This window comes from Streptomyces sp. A5-4 (genome assembly GCF_051131715.1).
Taxonomy (GTDB): Bacteria; Actinomycetota; Actinomycetes; order Streptomycetales; family Streptomycetaceae; genus Streptomyces.
In genome coordinates, this window is sequence record NZ_CP178591.1 from 1,087,641 (window position 1) to 1,108,721 (window position 21,081).

At 70.0% G+C, this 21,081-nt stretch carries 19 protein-coding genes; 3 read left to right on the forward strand and 16 right to left on the reverse strand.

Annotation, left to right across the window (positions count from 1 at the left end; translation table 11 throughout):
• Nucleotides 1-11: 11 nt before the first annotated feature.
• The gene (locus ACLLJJ_RS04965) at nt 12-719 is read right to left on the reverse strand and encodes an MBL fold metallo-hydrolase (RefSeq protein ID WP_434588030.1); all 708 of its coding nucleotides are present in this window, start codon (nt 717-719) and stop codon (nt 12-14) included.
• A 156-nt stretch (nt 720-875) separates the two neighbouring features.
• Between ACLLJJ_RS04965 and ACLLJJ_RS04970 the strand changes: the two genes are divergently transcribed.
• Complete coding sequence (locus ACLLJJ_RS04970; RefSeq protein WP_434600304.1) at nt 876-1,694, forward strand: peptidylprolyl isomerase; 819 nt, start codon at nt 876-878, stop codon at nt 1,692-1,694.
• Between the two features lie 144 nt (nt 1,695-1,838).
• Nucleotides 1,839-3,068, forward strand: coding sequence for a DUF349 domain-containing protein (locus ACLLJJ_RS04975; protein ID WP_434588031.1), 1,230 nt, complete (start codon nt 1,839-1,841; stop codon nt 3,066-3,068).
• A 76-nt stretch (nt 3,069-3,144) separates the two neighbouring features.
• On the opposite strand, the gene ACLLJJ_RS04980 is transcribed toward ACLLJJ_RS04975, so the two are convergent.
• The 15 genes from ACLLJJ_RS04980 to pgsA all read right to left on the reverse strand — a co-directional run bounded on the left by ACLLJJ_RS04980 (nt 3,145) and on the right by pgsA (nt 18,608).
• Nucleotides 3,145-5,853, reverse strand: coding sequence for a RelA/SpoT family protein (locus ACLLJJ_RS04980; RefSeq protein WP_434588032.1), 2,709 nt, complete (start codon nt 5,851-5,853; stop codon nt 3,145-3,147).
• Nucleotides 5,854-6,012: 159 nt separating this feature from the next.
• The gene (locus ACLLJJ_RS04985; protein WP_434588033.1) at nt 6,013-6,552 is read right to left on the reverse strand and encodes an adenine phosphoribosyltransferase; all 540 of its coding nucleotides are present in this window, start codon (nt 6,550-6,552) and stop codon (nt 6,013-6,015) included.
• The gene (gene secF / locus ACLLJJ_RS04990; protein ID WP_434588034.1) at nt 6,549-7,679 is read right to left on the reverse strand and encodes a protein translocase subunit SecF; all 1,131 of its coding nucleotides are present in this window, start codon (nt 7,677-7,679) and stop codon (nt 6,549-6,551) included. The genes ACLLJJ_RS04985 and secF overlap by 4 nt, the downstream gene beginning before the upstream one ends.
• Nucleotide 7,680: 1 nt before the next feature.
• The gene (secD, locus tag ACLLJJ_RS04995) at nt 7,681-9,435 is read right to left on the reverse strand and encodes a protein translocase subunit SecD (RefSeq protein ID WP_434588035.1); all 1,755 of its coding nucleotides are present in this window, start codon (nt 9,433-9,435) and stop codon (nt 7,681-7,683) included.
• A gap of 143 nt (nt 9,436-9,578) precedes the next feature.
• Entirely contained in the window at nt 9,579-10,061 is a 483-nt protein-coding gene (gene yajC, locus ACLLJJ_RS05000) for a preprotein translocase subunit YajC (protein ID WP_434588036.1), read from the reverse strand.
• A 165-nt stretch (nt 10,062-10,226) separates the two neighbouring features.
• Nucleotides 10,227-11,294 carry a Holliday junction branch migration DNA helicase RuvB gene (gene ruvB, locus ACLLJJ_RS05005; RefSeq protein ID WP_434588037.1) on the reverse strand — a complete coding sequence of 356 codons (1,068 nt, stop codon included), beginning with the start codon at nt 11,292-11,294 and terminating at the stop codon, nt 10,227-10,229.
• 17 nt (nt 11,295-11,311) lie between these two features.
• The gene (ruvA, locus tag ACLLJJ_RS05010) at nt 11,312-11,944 is read right to left on the reverse strand and encodes a Holliday junction branch migration protein RuvA (protein WP_434588038.1); all 633 of its coding nucleotides are present in this window, start codon (nt 11,942-11,944) and stop codon (nt 11,312-11,314) included.
• A complete protein-coding gene (gene ruvC / locus ACLLJJ_RS05015) occupies nt 11,941-12,486 on the reverse strand; it encodes a crossover junction endodeoxyribonuclease RuvC (RefSeq protein WP_434588039.1) in 546 nt (181 codons plus the stop codon). The genes ruvA and ruvC overlap by 4 nt, the downstream gene beginning before the upstream one ends.
• 119 nt (nt 12,487-12,605) lie before the next feature.
• On the reverse strand, nt 12,606-13,358 hold the full coding sequence (locus ACLLJJ_RS05020; protein WP_434588040.1) for a YebC/PmpR family DNA-binding transcriptional regulator: 753 nt from the start codon (nt 13,356-13,358) through the stop codon (nt 12,606-12,608).
• A gap of 62 nt (nt 13,359-13,420) precedes the next feature.
• Entirely contained in the window at nt 13,421-14,014 is a 594-nt protein-coding gene (pdxT, locus tag ACLLJJ_RS05025) for a pyridoxal 5'-phosphate synthase glutaminase subunit PdxT (protein ID WP_434588041.1), read from the reverse strand.
• A gap of 6 nt (nt 14,015-14,020) precedes the next feature.
• Nucleotides 14,021-14,929 (reverse strand): pyridoxal 5'-phosphate synthase lyase subunit PdxS, encoded by a 909-nt coding sequence (pdxS, locus tag ACLLJJ_RS05030; RefSeq protein ID WP_434588042.1) that lies wholly within the window; start codon nt 14,927-14,929, stop codon nt 14,021-14,023.
• Between the two features lie 168 nt (nt 14,930-15,097).
• Complete coding sequence (locus ACLLJJ_RS05035) at nt 15,098-15,643, reverse strand: hypothetical protein (protein WP_434588043.1); 546 nt, start codon at nt 15,641-15,643, stop codon at nt 15,098-15,100.
• A gap of 225 nt (nt 15,644-15,868) precedes the next feature.
• Nucleotides 15,869-17,032, reverse strand: coding sequence for a glycosyltransferase family 4 protein (locus tag ACLLJJ_RS05040; protein ID WP_434588044.1), 1,164 nt, complete (start codon nt 17,030-17,032; stop codon nt 15,869-15,871).
• The gene (locus ACLLJJ_RS05045) at nt 17,029-17,949 is read right to left on the reverse strand and encodes a phosphatidylinositol mannoside acyltransferase (RefSeq protein ID WP_434588045.1); all 921 of its coding nucleotides are present in this window, start codon (nt 17,947-17,949) and stop codon (nt 17,029-17,031) included. The genes ACLLJJ_RS05040 and ACLLJJ_RS05045 overlap by 4 nt, the downstream gene beginning before the upstream one ends.
• A complete protein-coding gene (gene pgsA / locus ACLLJJ_RS05050) occupies nt 17,946-18,608 on the reverse strand; it encodes a phosphatidylinositol phosphate synthase (RefSeq protein WP_434588047.1) in 663 nt (220 codons plus the stop codon). Before pgsA ends, ACLLJJ_RS05045 begins: the two co-directional genes overlap by 4 nt.
• 247 nt (nt 18,609-18,855) lie before the next feature.
• On the opposite strand from pgsA, the gene ACLLJJ_RS05055 reads away from it, so the two are divergent.
• Complete coding sequence (locus ACLLJJ_RS05055; RefSeq protein ID WP_434588048.1) at nt 18,856-21,054, forward strand: elongation factor G-like protein EF-G2; 2,199 nt, start codon at nt 18,856-18,858, stop codon at nt 21,052-21,054.
• The last annotated feature ends 27 nt before the right edge of the window (nt 21,055-21,081 follow it).

Sequence of the window (21,081 nt, forward strand, 5' to 3'; positions counted from 1 at the left end):
GGAATCTCTCGTCACATTCCTCGTCGTGGAGCGGGAGCCGCTCCCTGGCCGGCCGCCACCTGCCGCATGTACGGGTTGGTGGCGCGCTCGTGGCCGATGGTCGTCTGGAGGCCGTGGCCGGACAGCACCACGGTCGGATCGCCCAGCGGCAGGCACACCCTGGCCAGCGATCCGAGCAGCTCGGCGTGGTCGCCGCCGGGCAGGTCCGAGCGTCCGACGGAGCCGGCGAACAACAGGTCGCCCGAGAAGAACACCGGCGGGACATCGCCGGACTCGGGCATCGTGAAGGTCACCGACCCCTTGGTATGGCCGGGCGCGTGCGCGACGGTGAGGTCGAGTCCCGCGAGCTTCAGCTCCGCGCCGTCCGTGAGCTCCCTGAGGTCGTCCGGCTCTCCCACGGTCAGCTCGCCCATCAGCGGCATGCCGATGGAGCGGCCGAGGGCCTTCTCCGGGTCGCTCATCATGTACCGGTCGGCGGGGTGGATCCAGGCGGGTACGTCGTGCGCTCCGCACACCGGGACGACCGAGGCGACATGGTCGATGTGGCCGTGGGTGAGGATGACGGCGACCGGCTTGAGCCGATGCTTCCGGAGCGTCTCTTCGACTCCCTCGGTGGCCTGGTGGCCCGGGTCGATGATCACGCACTCCTCGCCTGCGGCGGGGGCGACCACGTAACAGTTGGTCCCCCAGGCCCCGGCGGGGAACCCGGCAATTAGCACGATCGTCCTCTATGTGTCGTCCGGCAAGAGATCGCCGCGTCGAGTGGCGGCGGACCAAAGCCTACCGGCGCCGCTCATCCCACAGGTAACCCATATACGGTACGGGCAAGCTCAGGTCGGCCGACAGTGACAGACGAGACGTACGAGGAGACACCGGTGGTCAACAACGATCAGCGGCGGCGGCAGCTCGCCCGTGAAAAGTTCGAACGCCAGCAGGTCCGCCGCGCCGCCGCGAAGCGCAAGGCGCGGCGGCGCAATGCCGTGATCGCCTCGGCGCTCGCCGTGGTGCTGGCTGCCGGGGCCGCCGCGTTCGCCACCGGCAGTCTGGGCGGCGACGACAAGAAGGACGACAGCAAGGACACCGTCGCCGACTCCACGCCCAGTGCGTCGCCGTCGAAGGGGCCCGACCCCTGCAAGAAGCCGGCGGCCGGCGCCGTGAAGAAGCTGTCGTACAAGAAGGAGCCGGCACTCACCATCGACAAGTCCGCCGCGTACACGATGAAGCTGCGGACCACCTGTGGTGACATCACGCTCGGCCTGGACGCGGCGAAGGCGCCCCGCACGGTCAACTCCTTCAACTTCCTCGCGTCCAAGGGGTACTTCGACCACACGAAGTGCCACCGCCTGACGACGAACGGCATCTTCGTCCTGCAGTGCGGTGACCCGACGGCCCAGGGCTCGGGCACCCCCGGCTACAAGCTGCCCGACGAGAACCTGAAGGACCCGAAGCTCAAGGGTGGCGTCTACCCGGCCGGCACGGTCGCGATGGCGAACGCGGGCCCGGGTACCGGTGGCAGCCAGTTCTTCCTCGTGTACCAGGACAGCAAACTGCCTGCCAACTACACGCCGTTCGGCACCATCAAGGGTGGTCAGGACGTACTGAAGAAGATCGCTGGTGCGGGTGAGGCGACCGGTCAGGGTGACGGGGCGCCGAATGCGACCGTCGTCATCGACAAGGCGACCGTCACCAAGTAAATCCGGCAGTGCGGGATGCGGACAGCCGCCCTGCGGTTCGCCTATGTTGGCGGAGTGCGGGGCGCCTGTGACCCGCGAAAAGAAACTGTGGACGATGCCCGGGGGCCTTCGCGCCCCTGACAGGCATCATGTGGAGGAGGCGCTGTGAGCAGCGACCCGTGGGGCCGTGTCGACGAGACCGGCACCGTGTACGTGCGTACGGCCGATGGCGAGAAGGTCGTCGGATCCTGGCAGGCGGGCTCTCCCGAGGAGGCCCTGGCCTACTTCGAGCGCAAGTACGAAGGCCTGGTTGTCGAGATCGGCCTCCTCGAGCGGCGGGTGAAGACCACCGACCTGTCGGCCAAGGACGCGCAGACCGCGATCGACCACCTGCGCCTGCAGGTCGACGAGCATCACGCGGTCGGTGACCTCGACGTGCTGGGCAAGCGCCTCGACGCGCTCGTCAAGACGGTCGAGTCGCGCCGCGAGGAGCGCAAGGTACAGAAGGCGAAGCAGACCGACGAGGCGAAGCACGCCAAGGAGGCTCTGGTCGTCGAGGCCGAGGAGCTGGCGCAGAGCGAGCAGTGGCGGTCGGCCGGCGAGCGGCTGCGGGCGCTGGTGGACATCTGGAAGGGCCTGCCCAGGCTGGACCGGAAGTCCGACGACGAGCTGTGGCACCGCTTCTCGCATGCCCGCTCGGCGTTCTCCAAGCGGCGCAAGGCCCACTTCGCCTCGCTGGACGCGCAGCGCGAGGAGGCCCGTAAGGCCAAGGAGAAGCTGGTCGTCGAGTCCGAGGCGCTCTCCGGCTCCACGGACTGGGTGACGACCGCCGCCCGTTATCGCGATCTGATGACCGAGTGGAAGGCCGCGGGCCGCGCCCAGCGCGAAGCCGAGGACGATCTGTGGAACCGCTTCCGCGGCGCCCAGGACGTCTTCTTCGCCGCGCGCAGCGAGGTCTTCGCGGAGCGCGACGCGGAGCAGTCCGAGAACCTCAAGCTCAAGGAGGAGCTCGCGGCCGAGGCCGAGAAGCTGGTGCCGGTGAAGGACCTGAAGGCGGCCAGGGCCGCGTTCCGTTCCCTCAACGAGCGCTGGGAGGCCATCGGTCATGTGCCGCGTGACGCCCGCCCGAAGGTCGAGGGCCGGATGCAGACGGTGGAGCGGGCTCTCATGGAGACCGAGGAGACCGAGTGGCGCCGTACGAACCCCGAGGCGCGTGCGCGCGCCGCGGGTCTGACCGGCCAGCTCCAGGACGCCGTCGACAAGCTGCGTACGCAGATCGACGCGGCCCGCGCCTCGGGCAACAACTCCAAGGCCGACAAGCTCGGCCGTGAGCTCGAAGGCCGTCAGGCGCTGCTCGACCAGGCGCTCAAGGGCCTGGAAGAGTTCGGCGGCTGAGAGCCGGACTCACCACACGCGTGGGGCGGCCCCGGTACGGAATTCCGTACCGGGGCCGCCCCATGCGCTGTCCGCCCTACGGCCTGCGGGCCGAGGTGACGCGGTAGACGTCGTAGACGCCCTCCACACCGCGGACCGCCTTCAGGACGTGACCGAGGTGCTTGGGGTCGCCCATCTCGAAGGTGAACCGCGAGGTGGCCACCCGGTCGCGGGACGTCTGGACGGCCGCCGACAGGATGTTGACGTGCTGGTCGGACAGGACGCGGGTGACGTCCGAGAGCAGCCGGGACCGGTCCAGCGCCTCCACCTGGATGGCGACGAGGAAGACCGAGGACTGCGTCGGGGCCCACTCGACCTCAAGGATGCGCTCGGGTTCCTTGGACAGCGAGTCGACGTTGACGCAGTCGGCGCGGTGCACCGATACGCCGCTGCCCCGGGTGACGAACCCGATGATGGGGTCGCCGGGGACCGGCGTACAGCAGCGGGCCAGCTTGACCCACACGTCGTCGACGCCCTTGACGACGACGCCCGGGTCGGCGTTGGCCCGGCGCTTGCTTCGGCCGTGCGAGGGCGGTGAGCTCTCCGCGATGTCCTCGTTGGCCGCGTCCTCGCCGCCGAGCGCCTGCACCAGTTTCTGCACGATGCTCTGCGCGGTGACATGGCCTTCGCCGATCGCCGCGTACAGCGAGGAGATGTCGCTGTAGCGCATCTCGTGCGCGAGGGTGACGAGCGAGTCGCCGGTGAGGATGCGCTGGATCGGCATGTTCTGCTTGCGCATGGCCCGCGCGATGGCGTCCTTGCCCTGCTCGATCGCCTCGTCGCGGCGCTCCTTGGAGAACCACGCGCGGATCTTGTTCCTGGCTCGCGGCGACTTGACGAAGCCCAGCCAGTCGCGGGACGGACCCGCTCCTGCCGCCTTGGAGGTGAAGACCTCCACCAGGTCGCCGTTGTCGAGGGTCGATTCGAGCGCTACGAGCCGCCCGTTGACCCGCGCCCCTATGGTCCGGTGGCCGACCTCCGTGTGCACGGCGTACGCGAAGTCGACGGACGTGGCGCCGGCCGGGAGCGCTATGACGTCACCCTTGGGCGTGAAGACGAAGACCTCGTTGCGCGAGAGGTCGAAGCGCAGGGACTCCAGGAACTCGCTGGGGTCCTCGGTCTCCTTCTGCCAGTCGAGCAACTGCCGCAGCCAGGCCATGTCGTTGACGGTGTCCTGGCCCCGGCCGGTGTTCTTCGGTGCGTCGGTACGCACCTTGGAGGCGCCGGCGGACGGCTCCTGCTTGTACTTCCAGTGCGCGGCGATGCCGTACTCGGCGCGGCGGTGCATGTCGAACGTACGGATCTGCAGCTCGACGGGCTTGCCGCTGGGCCCGATCACGGTCGTGTGCAGCGACTGGTACATGTTGAACTTGGGCATCGCGATGTAGTCCTTGAACCGGCCGGGTACCGGGTTCCATCGCGCGTGGACGGTGCCGAGGGCGGCGTAACAGTCGCGGACCGTGTCGACAAGTACACGAATCCCCACCAGGTCGTAGATCTCGGCGAAGTCGCGGCCTCGCACGATCATCTTCTGGTAGACGCTGTAGTAGTGCTTGGGCCGACCGGTGACGGTGGCCTTGATGCGAGCGGCCCGCAGATCGGACTGGACCTCGTCGGTCACTATGGCGAGGTACTCGTCGCGCTTGGGCGCCCGCTCGGCCACCAGCCGCACGATCTCGTCGTACATCTTGGGGTAGAGGATCGCGAAGGCGAGGTCCTCCAGCTCCCACTTGATGGTGTTCATGCCCAGGCGGTGGGCCAGCGGCGCGTAGATCTCCAGGGTCTCGCGGGCCTTCTTTTCCTGCTTCTCCCGCTTGAGATAACGCATCGTGCGCATGTTGTGCAGGCGGTCGGCGAGCTTGATGACCAGGACGCGCGGGTCCTTGGCCATGGCGACGACCATCTTGCGAACGGTCTCGGCCTGCGCGGCCTCGCCGAACTTGACCTTGTCCAGCTTGGTGACGCCGTCGACGAGCAGTGCCACCTGGTCGCCGAAGTCGCGGCGCAGTGTGTCCAGGCCGTACTCGGTGTCCTCGACGGTGTCGTGCAGCAGGCCCGCCATCAGCGTCGCCGGGTCCATGCCGAGCTCGGCGAGGATGGTGGTGACGGCCAGCGGGTGGGTGATGTACGGGTCGCCGCTCTTGCGCTTCTGCCCGCGGTGCCAGCGTTCGGCGACCTGGTAGGCGCGCTCGATCTGACGCAGGGTCGTGGTCTCGATCTTCTGATCGTTGCTGCGCACTATGCGCAGCAACGGCTCGAGGACCGGGTTGTACGGGCTGGTGCGCTGCACGCCGAGGCGGGCGAGCCTGGCCTTGACCCGGTTGGACGAGCCGCCGCCGGTGCGCGGGGCGGAGCCCTGGACCGGCTTGGGGGCGGAGACAGGGGAAGCGTCGTTGGCCTGCTCAGGGGCGGCCTTGGGCTGCGGGGGCGTCGCCGCGTCCTTGGCGGACTCCGCGGACTCGGCGGCCTTGACATCGTCGGCGGGCTCGGCGGGCTCCGTGTTCCCGGCGGGCTCGGCGGGCTTCACCGCCCCGGTGGCGTTGGCGGGCTCGGGCGTCCCGGTGGCGTTGGCGGGCTCGGCCGTCTTGGGGGGCTCCGTGTTCCGGGTGGTGTCGGCGGGAGCGCCGCTCTCCGCGGGCGTGACCGTGCCCGCCGCGGCCCGGTCGGCCTGCTCGGGGCCGGGCTGCGCGGCTGCGGGGTCCCCCGGACGGGCGCTGGGGGAGAGTGGCTGGGCCTCGTCTGGCAAGAGCGCTCCTCGTGCGGATCCGGGTCCCCCGGTCAGGCCCGGAAAGCCCATGGTAACGATCCCTGGCCCGGCCTTCGCCCGGGGCCGGGGGCGAAGGGGACGCAGGAGGCGGGCCCGGGGAGAATTCCCGGGCCCGCCTCTTACGTACATCAGCGCAGGTCAGACAGTGATCAGGGTCTCCAGCGGTGCCCCCTTGAGGGGCCCTTCCAGCCGTGCTCGGCCGTTCAGGAAGCCGAGCTCCATGAGCACGGCCACGCCTGCGACCTGGGCACCGGCCCGCCGGACGAGCTCCAGCGAGGCCCCGGCTGTGCCGCCGGTGGCGAGCACGTCATCAATGATCATGACGCGGTCGTCCGCGGCCAGGTCCTCGGCGTGGATCTCCATCTCGGCGGTGCCGTACTCCAGCTCGTACGCCTGCGAGAGCGTCGCCCCGGGCAGCTTCCCCGCCTTGCGCACGGGGATGAAACCCAGGCCGGCGCGAATCGCGACCGGCGCGCCCAGGATGAAGCCGCGCGCCTCCAGGCCGACGACCTTGGTGGCGCCGTGCCGTACGCACAGCTCCGCGAGGGCTTCGGTCAGGGCCGTGAAGGCCTCCGGGTCCGCGAGCAGGGGGGTGATGTCCTTGAACATCACGCCCGGCTTCGGATAGTCCGGAACGTCCCTGATGCGGCTGAGCAGGAGCTCCTGGGTGCTGGTCATCGCCGCTTGCCCGAGGGCTTGCCGCGACCGCGGGGGCCGCGGTCGGCAGGACGCTGGCCGACGACCGCACCGGCGGGCGCGGCGTCACCCTCGACCCGGTCCTGCGGCCCGTCCCAGCCGTCGGACCGGTCCGAACCCTCGGCCGACTCGCCCTTGGCCGCCGCGGCGGCCCGCTTGGCGAGCACGCGCTTCTTCAGGGCCTTCATCTGCGGGTCGCGTTCCTTGAGGTCGGCGACGAGCGGAGTGGCGATGAAGATCGACGAGTACGCACCGGCGGCGAGGCCGACGAACAGCGAGAGCGAGATGTCGTTGAGCATGCCCGCGCCGAGCACGCCGCCACCGATGAACAGCAGGCCGGCCACCGGGAGCAGCGCCACGATGGTGGTGTTGATGGATCGCACCAGCGTGCCGTTGAGGCTGCGGTTGGCGACCTCGCTGTAGGTCCAGCGAGTCTGCTTGGTGATGTCCTTGGACCCCTCCTTGAGCCCGTCGAAGACGACGACGGTGTCGTAGAGGGAGTAACCAAGGATCGTCAACAGGCCGATCACCGTGCCCGGTGTGACCTCGAAGCCCACCAGTGCGTAGACACCGACGGTGATGGTGAGGTCGTGGATCAGGGCGATGAGGGCGGCGACGGCCATCCGCCACTCGAAGGCGATGGCGAGATAGATCACCACCAGCACCATGAAGATCGCCAGGCCGGTCCAAGCCTTGTTGGCGATCTGCTCACCCCAACTGGGGCCGACCAGCTCGGCGTTGATCTTGTTGGCCGGGACGTCCAGGTCCTTGGCGAGCGCGTCCTGGACCGGGGTGGCGGTGGCGGTGTCCAGACCACTGATCTGGATCCGCATGCCGCCGTTGCCCAGCTCCTGGACGATCACGTCGTGCCCGGACGCCTTCTCGGCGTCCTCCTGGACCTTCGCGACGGAGAGGCTCGTCTTGGGCGTGGTGAAGACGGCACCGCCCTCGAACTCGATACCCATCGTCAGACCGCGCACCGCCAGACCGACGATGGCCGTGATGGTGATCAGGATCGAAAGGCCGTACCAGATCATCCGCTTGCCGACGAAGTCGTAACCGACCTCACCGCGGTAGAGCCGGGCGCCGAGGCTGCCGAGTCGCGACATCTCAGGCCTCCTTCGGGTCGGTGGGGGCGGAGGCGCGACGGGTACGGCGAAGCGGGGGTTGAACGCCGAGCCGCTTCGGGTCCAGGCCGGACCACGGGTGACCCCGGCCGAAGAACTCGGTGCGGGCCAGCAGCGTCATCAGTGGCTTGGTGAAGAGGAACACCACGACCACGTCGAGCAGGGTGGTCAGACCGAGAGTGAACGCGAAGCCCTGCACCTTGCCGACGGTCACCGCGAACAGCACCGCGGCGGCGAGGAACGACACGAAGTCCGAGACCAGGATGGTGCGTCGGGCACGCGGCCAGGCACGCTCGACGGCCGGCTTGAGGGTGCGGCCCTCGCGGATCTCGTCGCGGATTCGTTCGAAGTAGACGATGAACGAGTCCGCGGTGATACCGATCGCAACGATCGCACCACACACCGCGGGCAGGTTCAGTGCGAACCCGATGCCCGGGCCGAGCAGCGTCATCAGCGAGTAGGTGAGGACCGCCGAGACGAAGAGGCTGACGATCGCGACGAACGCCAGACCCCGGTAGTACGCCAGCAGATAGATGATGACCAGGACGAGCCCGATCGCACCGGCGATCAGACCGGCCTTCAGCTGGTCGCCACCGAGCGCCGCGGTGACCGTGGTGACGGTCTCCTCGTGGAAGGTGAGCGGCAGCGCGCCGTACGACAGGATGTTCGCCAGCTCCTGAGCGGACTCCTGGGTGAAGCTGCCGGAGATCTCGGCATTGGCGCTCAGGGTCTGGTTGACCGAGGGGGCTGAGACGACCTCGCCGTCGAGGACGATGGCGAACTGGTTCTGCGGGGGCTGCTGCTGCGACAGCTTGCTGGTGATGTCCGAGAACTTCTTCGACCCGCCACTGGTGAACTCCATGTTCACCTTCCACTGGCCACCTCGCTGGGTGTCCAGCTCGGCGCTGGCGTCGTCGACGTCCTTACCGTTGACGGCGGCCGGGCCCAGGATGTACTTCTCCCACTGGTCCTGACTGTTCTTGCCACAGGCGACTGTGGGGTCCTCGGGCTTGACGCCCTTCCCGGCCTTGTTCCGCGCGACATCGTCGGAGCAGTTCAGGGCGGTGAACTTCTTCCCCAGCGCGGCGGCCGCGGGGTCGGCGGGAGGTGTGCCGGTCGGCTTGGGGGCCTTGGATTCGTCGGCCTTGGGGGTCGGCGTCTCGTCCTTCTTGAGCGCCTCCGGGACGGCGCGGCCCTGCGTCGTGGACGACGGGCTCGCGGTCGGCGACGACTTGCCGTCCGTCGCCTTGTCCTTCTCCGCGGGCTTGTCCTTGTCGCCGGGCGTGGCACCCGGCGACGGGCTGCCCGAGGGCTTGGGTGCGGGGACACCGGCGTCGAGCGTCAGCACGGGCCGGAAGTAGAGCTGGGCGGTCGTACCGACCTGCTCCCGGGCCTGGCGTTCGTTCGTTCCCTTGGGGATGTTGACAACAATATTGTCGGTGCCCTGGGTCTGTACCTCGGCCTCGGAAACACCCAGACCATTGACACGGCTGTCGATGATGCTGACGGCGGTGTCCATGTTGGTCTTGTTGACCGCGTTGGGCTTGCCGGGCTCGCTCTGGGCCTTGAGCGTGATGCTCGTACCGCCGGCGAGGTCGATGCCCAGGCGCGGCGTGGTCTCGCCCGACCAGAACATTCCGCCGATGAGCGCGACCATGAGGACCAGAATCAGGCCCAGGGCGCGCCCTGGCCTCCCCGGAGCCCCCGCGGGCCTACGGCCCTTCTTCGGTGCTGCCACCTTTTCGTTTCTCCCTGTCCAACCGCCCCGCGCCGGGTGAGCGCTCGGACGGCCACGAAGTGTGTGAGGCACTGCCCCGCGGAAGTCGACACGATCCGGGGACCGGGGTACGCCGGTGGGCGCTCCACGGTCCCCCTACGTGACTACTTCTTCGCGTCGTCCTCGCCGTCGGCCTTCTTATCCTTCGGCTCGTCGACAACCGGCTCGTCGGTGACCGCGACCGCTTCGGCGTCGTCCGTCTCGGGCTTCTTGCTGAGGTCGATGTGCGCGACGTCGTCGTCCGAGGAGTCGGTCAGCGAGGAGGCGTCGTCCGGCACGACCGGGCTGTCGGCCTCGATGGCGGGGTCACCGTGGACGATGCGGTTGTACTCCTCGTCCGGGAGGACCGCACCGACCGAGTTCTTCGCGTAGAGGGCGTGCACGCCGGGGGCGACCTCAAGGAGGATCGTGTCGTCGTGCACCTCCTTGACCGTGGCGTACATGCCACCGATCGTCCGGATGCCGGTGCCGGGCTGCATCTCGTTGCGCATCTGCGCAGCCGCCTGCTGCTTCTTCTTGGCGGACCGGGTCATCAGGAACATGGCCCCGATGAGCACGATGAAGGGGAGGAGGGTCACGATACTCACGGGACGGAACTTCCTTCGCACGACCGCACAGATGGGCGGCCTGATATACGGGGGTGGGCGTGCCGACCTGGAAGGGCGGCATCGGCGGAGTCTAAGCGAGTCCGCATCAATGGAACAACGCCCAGCATGGCACCGTGGTTCCTGCCCCGGCCACCCTCCGCGCCGTCACGCCCCGAAGAGGCCCGGTTGTCCGCTTCCGCCCTGCCCCTGCTGCGGTGGCACGAGTCCCAGGTGTGCCCAGGCGGCGGGTGTGGCCACCCGCCCGCGCGGGGTGCGGGCCAGCAGCCCTTCCCGTACGAGGAAGGGCTCCGCCACCTCTTCGACCGTCTCGCGCTCCTCCCCCACCGCCACCGCCAGGGTGGAGAGACCCACCGGGCCGCCGCCGAAGAGCTTGAGCAGGGCGACGAGGACCGCGCGGTCCAGGCGGTCGAGGCCGCGGGCGTCGACCTCGTACACCTTCAGGGCAGCCCTGGCGATGTCCCGGACGATGAAGCCGTCGGCCTTGACCTGGGCGTAGTCACGGACACGGCGCAGCAGGCGGTTGGCGATACGGGGGGTGCCGCGGGAGCGTCCGGCGATCTCGGCGGCGCCCTCCGTGTCGATCTCCACGTCGAGGAGGCGGGCGGAGCGGTGGATGACGCGCTCCAGCTCGGACGGCTCGTAGAACTCCATGTGCGCGGTGAAGCCGAAGCGGTCGCGCAGCGGGGGTGGCAGCAGGCCGGCCCTGGTGGTGGCGCCGACGAGGGTGAACGGCGGCAGTTCGAGCGGGATGGCGGTGGCGCCGGGGCCCTTGCCGACGATGACGTCGACCCGGTAGTCCTCCATCGCCATGTAGAGCATTTCTTCCGCCGGGCGGGACATCCGGTGGATCTCGTCGAGGAAGAAGACCTCGCCCTCCTGGAGGGAGGAGAGGATGGCGGCGAGGTCGCCCGCGTGCTGGATGGCGGGGCCGGAGCTGATGCGGATCGGCGCGTTCATCTCCGCGGCGATGATCATCGACAAGGTGGTCTTGCCGAGTCCCGGGGCGCCGGAGAGCAGCATGTGGTCCGCGGTGGCGCCGCGTGCCCTGGCGGCGCGCAGGACCAGGTCGAGCTGCTCACGGACCTTCTCCTGGCCCACGAACTCGTCGAGGTCCTTGGGGCGCAGCGCGGCCTCGACGGCCTGCTCCTCGCCGTCGGTGCCGGAGTCGACCAGGCGCTGGTCGGTGTCGGGGCCGGTCTCGTCCCAGTTCATGAGTGTGGATCTCTCGGTCAGCGGGCGCGGTTGAGGGTCTGGAGTGCGGCGCGCAGCAGCTGCGGTACGGGAGGCTGGACGCCGTCGGCGAGCGCGGCCTCGGCCTGCGGCGCGACCGCGGCGACGGCTTCCTCGGCCTCGCGTGAGGCGTAGCCGAGGCCGATCAGGGCGGCCTGGAGCTGCTCGTCCCACGGGGCGGGGCCGGAGGCGATGCTGCGCTGGGCGCCGAGGTGCCCACCGGTACCCAGCGGGGCGCCCAGGCGGTCCTTGAGCTCAAGGAGCAGCTTCTGCGCACCCTTCTTGCCGATGCCGGGCACGGCGGTGAGCGCCCTTTCGTCGCCGGTCGACACGGCGAGGCGCAGCGCGTCCGGCGCGTGCACGGCGAGCATGGCCTGGGCCAGCCGCGGGCCGACCCCGCTGGCGGTCTGCAGCAGCTCGAACACCTGGCGCTCGTCGTCGTCGACGAAGCCGTAGAGGGTGAGGGAGTCCTCCCGTACGACCAGGGAGGTCGCGAGTCTCGCGGGCTGGCCCATGCGCAGGGTGGACAGGGTGTTCGGCGCGCACTGGACGGCCATTCCGATGCCGCCGACCTCGAGGACGGCGGTGTTCGGGGAGAGTGCGGCCACCGGGCCGCTGACAAACGCGATCATCGCGTGGCCTTCCGTACGGGGATGCGCGGCGCGCGGGCTGCGGCGTGCGCCTGCTGGAGTCGGTTGATCGCGGGGGCCCGCCAGATGTGGCAGATGGCGAGCGCGAGGGCGTCGGCGGCGTCGGCCGGCTTGGGTGGGGCGTCGAGCCGTAGCAACCGGGTCACCATCGCGCCGATCTGGGCCTTGTCGGCCCGGCCGCTGCCGGTGACCGCCGCCTTCACCTCGCTCGGCGTGTGCAGGGCGACGGGCAGGCCGCGGCGGGCGGCGCAGAGCATTGCGACGGCGCTGGCCTGGGCGGTGCCCATGACCGTACTCACGTTGTGTTGGCTGAACACCCGCTCCACGGCGACGAATTGTGGCTGGTATTCGTCGAGCCACTGCTCGATGCCGCACTCGATGGTCACCAGCCGGTCCCCGAGCTCCGCGTCCGCCGCCGTACGGACGACACCGACGCCGAGCATCTTCAAGGGACGGCCCGCGACGCCTTCGACCACGCCGACTCCGCACCGGGTCAACCCCGGGTCCACGCCGAGCACACGCACGTCACCCCTCCCTTCGATCACTTGTTTGTGCAGGCTATCGGCTACCAGTGACAAAGCGGCGGGCCGACGGGTGTGTCCCGTCGGCCCGCCGCTGCCGTGTGCGATTCCCCTGGGGGAGGTCAGGCGTCGACCTTCTCCATGACCTCGTCCGAGACGTCGAAGTTGGCGAAGACGTTCTGCACGTCGTCGCTGTCCTCCAGCGCGTCGATCAGCTTGAAGATCTTCCGCGCGCCGTCCTCGTCGAGCTCGACCTGCATGGTCGGCACGAAGCTGGCGTCCGCCGAGTCGTAGTCGATGCCGGCGTCCTGGAGCGCGGTACGGACCGCGACCAGGTCGGTGGCCTCGCTGAGCACCTCGAAGGACTCACCGAGGTCGTTGACCTCCTCGGCGCCCGCTTCCAGCACCGCGCCGAGGATGTCGTCCTCGGCCTGGTCGCCCTTGGGGACGATCACGATGCCCTTGCGGTGGAAGAGGTACGAGACCGAACCGGGGTCGGCCATCGAGCCGCCGTTGCGGGTCATGGCGACCCGTACGTCGGAGGCGGCGCGGTTGCGGTTGTCGGTGAGGCACTCGATGAGCACCGCGACACCGCTCGGCCCGTAACCCTCGTACATGATCGTCTGGTAGTCGACGCCGCCCGCTTCAAGACCGCCGCCGCGCTTGACCGCGGAGTCGATGTTCTTGTTCGGGACGGAGCTCTTCTTCGCCTTCTGAACAGCATCGACGAGCGTCGGGTTGCCCTCGGGGTCGATGCCACCGGTGCGCGCCGCGACTTCGATGTTCTTGATCAGCTTCGCGAAGAGCTTGCCGCGCTTGGCATCGATCACGGCCTTCTTGTGCTTCGTCGTAGCCCATTTAGAGTGGCCGGACATCCGCCTGTCTCCTTCGCGTCACCAATTCTGCTGCGTTCGGCAGAGATCCTACCGGGATCCCGTCAGCGTACGGCCAGGACCATCTCGGTAAACAGATGGTGCACCCGGTGGTCGCCCGTCAGTTCGGGGTGGAACGACGTGGCGAGGGCGTTGCCCTGGCGTACCGCGACGATGTGACCGTCGTGCTCGGCGAGCACCTCGACCTCGGCGCCGACCGACTCCACCCACGGCGCGCGGATGAAGACGCCCTCGACGGGGCCGCCTTCGACGCCCGCGACGTCGACGGTCGCCTCGAACGACTCGTTCTGCCGTCCGAAGGCGTTGCGGCGCACGATCATGTCGATGCCGCCGAACGTCTCCTGCCCGGAGCGCGGGTCGAGGATCTTGTCGGCCAGCATGATCAGACCGGCGCAGCTGCCGTAGACCGGCAGCCCGCCCGCGATGCGCTCACGCAGCGGCTCCCGCATCCCGAACAGAGAGGCGAGCTTGGACATGGTGGTGGACTCGCCGCCGGGGATCACCAGACCGTCGAGCTCGGCGAGTTCTTCGGGGCGCCGGACCGGCCTGGCCGTGGCGTCGGCCACGGCCAGGGCGATCAGGTGCTCCTGCACGTCGCCCTGGAGAGCCATGACGCCGATCACAGGGTTGCTGCGCATCAGTGACTACCAGCCACGGTTCGCGTAGCGCTCGGACTCGGGGAGGGTGTCGCAGTTGATGCCGACCATGGCCTCGCCCAGGTTCCGCGAAGCGTCCGCGATGATCTTCGGGTCGTCGAAGAAGGTGGTGGCCTTCACGATCGCGGCGGCGCGCGCGGCGGGGTCGCCGGACTTGAAGATGCCGGAGCCGACGAAGACGCCCTCGGCGCCGAGCTGGCGCATCAGCGCGGCGTCGGCGGGGGTGGCCACGCCGCCCGCGGAGAAGAGGACGACCGGGAGCTTGCCGAGCTCGGCGACCTCCTTCACCAGTTCGTAGGAGGCGCGGAGCTCCTTGGCGGCGGCGTACAGCTCGTTGTTGTCGTAGCCGCGCAGCTTGGCGATCTCGTTCTTGATCTGGCGCAGGTGGCGGACGGCCTCGACGACGTTGCCGGTGCCGGCCTCGCCCTTGGAGCGGATCATGGCCGCGCCCTCGGTGATACGACGCAGCGCCTCACCCAAGTTGGTGGCGCCGCACACGAACGGGGTCGTGAAGGCGAACTTGTCGGAGTGGTTGACCTCGTCGGCCGGGGTCAGGACCTCGGACTCGTCGATGTAGTCGACGCCGAGGGACTGCAGGACCTGGGCCTCGACGAAGTGGCCGATCCGGGACTTGGCCATGACGGGGATCGACACGGCCTCGATGATCTCTTCGATCATGTTCGGGTCGGACATCCGAGCCACTCCGCCGTCCTTGCGGATGTCGGCGGGTACGCGCTCCAGCGCCATGACCGCCACGGCGCCCGCGTCCTCGGCGATCTTGGCCTGCTCGGCATTGACGACGTCCATGATGACGCCGCCCTTGAGCTGCTCGGCCATGCCGCGCTTAACGCGCGCGGTGCCGGTCTCGGGGGCCTGGGGGGTGTTGGTGCTGGACACGGGTGGACCTCACTCGGTGAAAAAGTAGCGGGAGTTTCTGCACTGCGGATTACTGCACCGCGGTTCCTGCACTCCCGAGACAACCCCGGCCGACCAGTCCACTGCAAGAGCCAATGGGGACCCGGTGGATCGTTTTGGCCAGTGGCGGGCCTGGGACCCGAGGTCGCGTTACGTGCCGGGCCTGTCGGCCAGCGCCACCGGCGCCTCGTCGTCCATCTCGAAGGCGAGGGGGAAGGGTGCGTGGCCGGCCAGCCGCAACCAGCGGACCGTGCGGTGCCGGCGCAGCGCCCTGGCCGAGCCGACGGTGTCGTTGAGGAATCGCCGGGCCATCGGCACGCGGCGTACGGCCGCGGCCAGCTCCCCGGCGGCCTCCTCGCCGCCGGGCACCTCCTTGACCGCCTCGACCTGCGCGCTCTCGCCGAAAACCGCTCGCAGCGCCTGGCTGAGCTCGCTCTCCGCGACCTCGCGCTGGTCCTCCTCCGCCTGACGGGCGGCGTGCGCGGCCTGATGGAGCACGATCGAGGCGGCCGGGTCGAGCACGCCGGAGGTGGCCAGCTCCTGGGTGACCGAGGCGCGGCGCAGCAGCTGGGCGTCGAGCCCGGCGCGCGAGGCGTCGATACGGGCGTGCAGGCGGTCGAGGCGGCCTGCGGTCCAGCTGAGGTAGAGCCCAATCGCGAAGAGGGCTACGACGATCCAGATCAGAGTTGCGGTCACAGGCCGCAACGCTACCGGGAGCGGGAGGTGGCCCGGCCCGGCCGGGGGACCCGGGCGCCGGGTGAGGGGGCCGCGTGGCCATCGGGCGGAGCGCGGACCCCGGAGCTACGGGCCTCAGCGGGGCCCTCGCCGCCGTCGCATGTCGCGGCGGGCTCCGCACCCGATCGCCGCCGTCACGCCCGGCGGGGGTCACGGCCGCCCGTGGGAGCGTCGGGCGGCCAGTGGTCAGTCCCGGGCCAGGCCGAAGCGGGACCGGAGTCCCGGTCGCTCGTCCGTGGCCACGACGGAGGCCGCCCCGTCCGTCACCGTCTCGTACACCGCCAGGATGTCCGCAGCCACCGTCAGCCAGTCGAAGCGGCGCACATGCACCGCGCCCCGCTCCCGGAGCTCCGCGCGCCGCTGCGGGTCGCCCAGCAGGCGTACGGCGGCCGAGGCCAGCGCGTCGGCGTCCTCGTTGGCGAACAGTTCGCCCGCCGCACCCTGGTCCAGGACCTGCGCGAAGGCGTCCAGGTCGCTCGCGAGCACCGGCGCGCCCGCCGACATCGCCTCCACCAGGATGATGCCGAAGCTCTCGCCCCCGGTGTTCGGCGCGATGTACAGGTCGACGCTGCGCAGCAGCCGTGCCTTGTCCTCGTCACTCACCATTCCGAGGAACTCGACGCGTGCACGCATCTCCTTGGGCAGCGAGGCGACCGCTTCCTCCTCGTCACCGCGGCCCGCGATCAGCAGTCGGGTGTCCGGCCGCTCCGCGAGGATCTTGGGGAGCGCCTTCATGAGGACGGGCAGCCCCTTGCGCGGCTCGTCGATGCGGCCGACGAACCCGATGGTCTGCCCCTGCCAGTCCGGCTTGGGCTCGGCCTTCGCGAAGAAGTCGACGTCGACGCCGTTGGGGATGACGACGGCGTCCCCGCCAAGGTGCTCGACCAGCGTGCGCCGCGCGTACTCGCTCACCGCGATCCGGGCGCTGATCTTCTCCAGCGCGGGCTGGAGCATCGGGTACGCGGCCGCCAGCAGCCGCGCCCGCGGGTTGGACGTGTGGAACGTCGCGACGATCGGTCCCCGCGCCGCCCAGCAGCTCAGCAGCGCGAGCGAGGGCGTGGTCGGCTCATGGATGTGGAGCACGTCGAACGTGCCGTCGTGCAACCAACGCCGCACCCGCGCCGCGGCGATGAAGCCGAAGTTCATCCGGGCCACCGCGCCGTTGTACCGCACCGGAATGGCCCGGCCGGCCGCCACGACGTACGGCGGCACCACGGTCTCGTCGTCCGCGGGGGCCAGTACGGAGACCTCGTGGCCGAGCCCGATCAGGTGCTCTGCCAGGTCGCGGATGTGGAATTGGACGCCGCCCGGCACGTCCCACGAGTACGGGCAGACAATGCCGATCTTCACGCGCGCTCCCCGGCCTCGTCGGACAGGTCCGCGAGCCACAGCCGTTGCAACATGTGCCAGTCCTCCGGGTGGTCGGCGATTCCGGCGGCGAAGACATCGGCCATCGCCTGCGTCATACCGGACGTCTTCTCCGCCCGGGTCCCTGCTTCGGGGACATCCACCGGAGGGTGAATCCGGCCACGCATGATCGTTCCGTCATACCAGAGCGTCACCGGCAGCAGGGCCGCGCCGGTGTGCTGGGCGAGCATCGCCGGGCCCGCGGGCATCCGCGCGCTCTCGCCGAAGAACTGCACCTCCACACCCGAGGAGGACAGGTCACGGTCCGCGACCAGGCAGACCAGGCCGCCCGACCGCAGCCGCCGGGCGAGCGTCCCGAAGGCGCTGCCGCCGGTGTGCGGGAGGACCTCCATGCCGAGACCCTCCCGGTACGCGACGAACCGGTCGTAGAGCGTCTCGGGCTTGAGGCGCTCGGCGACCGTGGTGAAGGGCACTCCGACCTGGGTGGTGGCCCAGGCGCCCGCCAGGTCCCAGTTGGCCAGGTGCGGCAGTGCGACGACTACGCCCCGGCCGGCCGCGAGGCCGTCCTCCAGGTGGTGGACGTCCTTGATCTGCACATCGGTGCCGATCCGCTGCTTGCTCCAGGCAGGCAGCCGGAACGACTCCATCCAGTAGCGCATGTACGAGCGCATACCCGCCCGGGACAGCGCGGCAAGGCGCTCGGGGCCCGCGTCGGGCACCACCCGGGCGAGGTTGGACTCCAGCCGCAGCACGCTCTTGCCGCGTCGCTTCCACGCCGTGTCGGCGATCCTGCGCCCGAGGGCGACGGACACCGGCTCGGGAAGCTTCTTGACGGTGGCCCAGCCGAGCCCGTACAGCGAACCGGCCAGCCGGTCCTTCATATCGCTCAGACCGCTCATGAGGTCGCCTCGCTCCCGGTGGCCGCGGCGGCGTCCGCCTCGGCGGACTCCCGGCGCACGGTCACGACGCGCTGCCCGAGGGTCACCAGGCTGCCCACCGCGACGGCCCACAGGGCGATCGGCAGCAGGATGTCGATGCCCGGCACCCCGAAGTTGTGCAGCCCCGCGAGGCCTGCGGCGACGAGGGTGATGACGAGCCGCTCGGCCCGCTCCACGAGACCGTTGACGGCGACCGGCAGGCCGATCGATTCGCCGCGTGCCTTGGTGTAGGAGACGACCTGGCCGCTGGCCAGGCAGAAGATGGCGACGGCGCACAGCACGTTGTTGTCGCCGGAGCCCGCGTACCAGAGCGCGATCCCGCCGAAGACGGCCGAATCGGCGACCCGGTCGAGCGTGGAGTCGAGGAAAGCGCCCCAGCGGCTCGAAACGCCCGCCTGCCGCGCCATGTTGCCGTCGACGAGGTCGGAGAAGACGAAGAGCGTGATGACGATCGTGCCCCAGAAGAACTCTCCCCTGGGGAAGAAGACCAGTGCGCCCGCCATCACTCCGGCCGTTCCGATGAGGGTGACCGCGTCCGGGCTCACCCCGCGCCGGAGCAGAAATGCGGCAAACGGTGTGAGGACACGCGTGAAGAATGCACGCGCGTACTTGTTCAGCATGGCCTTCCCGACGGTCGGTGGCCGGTGCGGCCCCTGTGGCCGCCGGCTGGCCCATCGTAGCCACGACCGCGCGGCGCCACCGCCGGGGCACCGGCCTGCCGACGATCCGGTACGACGTATGGACGCACCGTGACCGGAGTGGAAAGCTCAAAAGACCGCGGGCGTCACCGGTGCCGCCACGCCGCTGCGGCTCCCACAGGTCCGCGCCCTCTGTCCTCACCGTGCACGCAACAGGGAGGCAAGGTTCATGGGCGACAAGGCGAACGCACACTCCGGGGCCGCCGGCAGGGCAACGGCGGCCGACCGGCCGTCATCCATCAGGAACGTGGTGCTGGTCGGCCACAGCGGATCGGGAAAGACGACCCTGGTCGAGGCCCTCGCGCTGGCAGCGCGAGCGGTCAACCGGGCGGGTCGGGTGGAGGACGGCGCGACCGTCTCCGACTACGACGAGATCGAACACCGGCAGGGACGGTCGGTCCAGCTGTCGCTGGTCCCCGTCGACTGGGGTGGCATCAAGATCAATTTGCTGGACACTCCCGGATACGCGGACTTCGTCGGGGAGCTTCGGGCCGGTCTGCGGGCAGCGGACGCGGCCCTCTTCGTTGTCTCCGCGTCGGACGGGGTGGACGGCGCGACCCGGATGGTGTGGGAGGAGTGCGCCGCGGTGGGGATGCCGCGGGCCATCGTCCTCACCCACCTCGAAGCGGCCAGGTCCGACTTCGACGCCATGACGCGGACCTGCGCGCAGGCCTTCGGCGGCGACGACCCCGACGCCGTACTGCCGCTGTACATCCCGCTGTACGGGACCACGGGAGCCGACGGGCACGCCCCGGTGGACGGACTGGTCGGGCTGCTCTCGCAGCGGGTATTCGACTACTCCTCCGGGGAGCGCAAGGAGACCCCGCCGGACGAGGACCAACTGCCGCGGATCGAGGAGGCCCGCAACCGGCTCATCGAGGGGATCATCGCCGAGAGCGAGGACGAGACCCTCATGGACCGCTATCTCGACGGCGAGGAGATCGACTACCGGACCCTGGTCGACGACCTGGAGCGGGCCGTCGCGCGCGGCACCTTCCATCCGGTGCTGGCCGCCGCGCCCGCGCCCGAGGGGGCCCGCGAGGGCCTCGGCACGATCGAGCTGCTCGAACTGATCACCGGCGGCTTCCCGACCCCACTGGAGGGCGAGGCGCCCGAGGTCACCACCCCGCAGGGCGGCTCCCGCCCGCCGATCACCTGCGATCCGCAGGGGCCGCTGGTGGCCGAGGTGGTGAAGACCGCCTCCGACCCCTACGTCGGCCGGGTCAGCCTGGTCCGGGTGTTCTCCGGGACGCTGCGCCCGGACGAGACGGTGCATGTGTCGGGGCACGGCCTCACCGACCGCGGCCACGAGGACCATGATGTCGACGAGCGGGTCGGCGCGCTCTCCTCCCCGTTCGGCAAACATCAGCGCACCCTCACCCACTGCATCGCGGGCGACATCGCGTGCGTCGCGAAACTGACCCGCGCCGAAACCGGCGACACCCTGTCCGCGAAGGACAACCCGTTGCTGATGGAGGCCTGGAGCATGCCCGACCCGCTGTTGCCGCTGGCCATCGAGGCGCACAGCAAACCGGACGAGGACAAGCTCTCCCAGGGCCTCTCGCGGCTGGTCGCGGAGGACCCGACGATGCGTCTGGAGCAGAACCAGGACACCCGCCAGCTGGTGCTGTGGTGCCTGGGCGAGGCCCACCGCGACGTCGTCCTGGAGCGGCTGCGCAGCCGCTACGGCGTCCAGGTCGACGCCGTGCCCCACAAGGTGTCGCTGCGGGAGACGTTCGGCGCGAGGTCGACGGGCCGCGGCCGGCACGTGAAGCAGTCCGGTGGCCACGGCCAGTTCGCGATTTGCGAGATCGCGGTCGATCCGCTGCCCCCGGGCACCGGAATCGAGTTCGTCGACAAGGTCGTGGGCGGGTCGGTACCACGCCAGTTCATCCCGTCGGTGGAGAAGGGAGTGCGCGCGCAGGCCGGGCGCGGCGTCGCGGCGGGCTATCCGCTCGTGGACGTACGCATCACCCTGCTCGACGGAAAGGCACACTCGGTCGACTCCTCGGACGCGGCGTTCCAGACGGCGGGCGCGCTGGCGATGCGCGAGGCGGCGGCCGACGCGAGGATCAACCTGCTGGAGCCGGTCGCGGAGGTGCTGGTGCTGGTGCCCGACCACTACGTCGGCCCGGTGATGAGCGACCTGTCCGGCCGCCGTGGCCGAGTCGTCGGAACGGAACAGGCGGGACACGGCCGGACGCTCGTACGGGCCGAGGTCCCGGAGATCGAAATCGGGCGGTACGCGGTCGACCTGCGGTCGGTCTCGCACGGCACCGGCCGGTTCAGCCGCAGTTACGCCCGCCATGAGCCGATGCCGCCACAGCTGGCGGGCAAGATGCGCGAACAGGCAGAAAAGGGAGCATAGTTGCGGGTGCCGCCCACCCAATTGCCT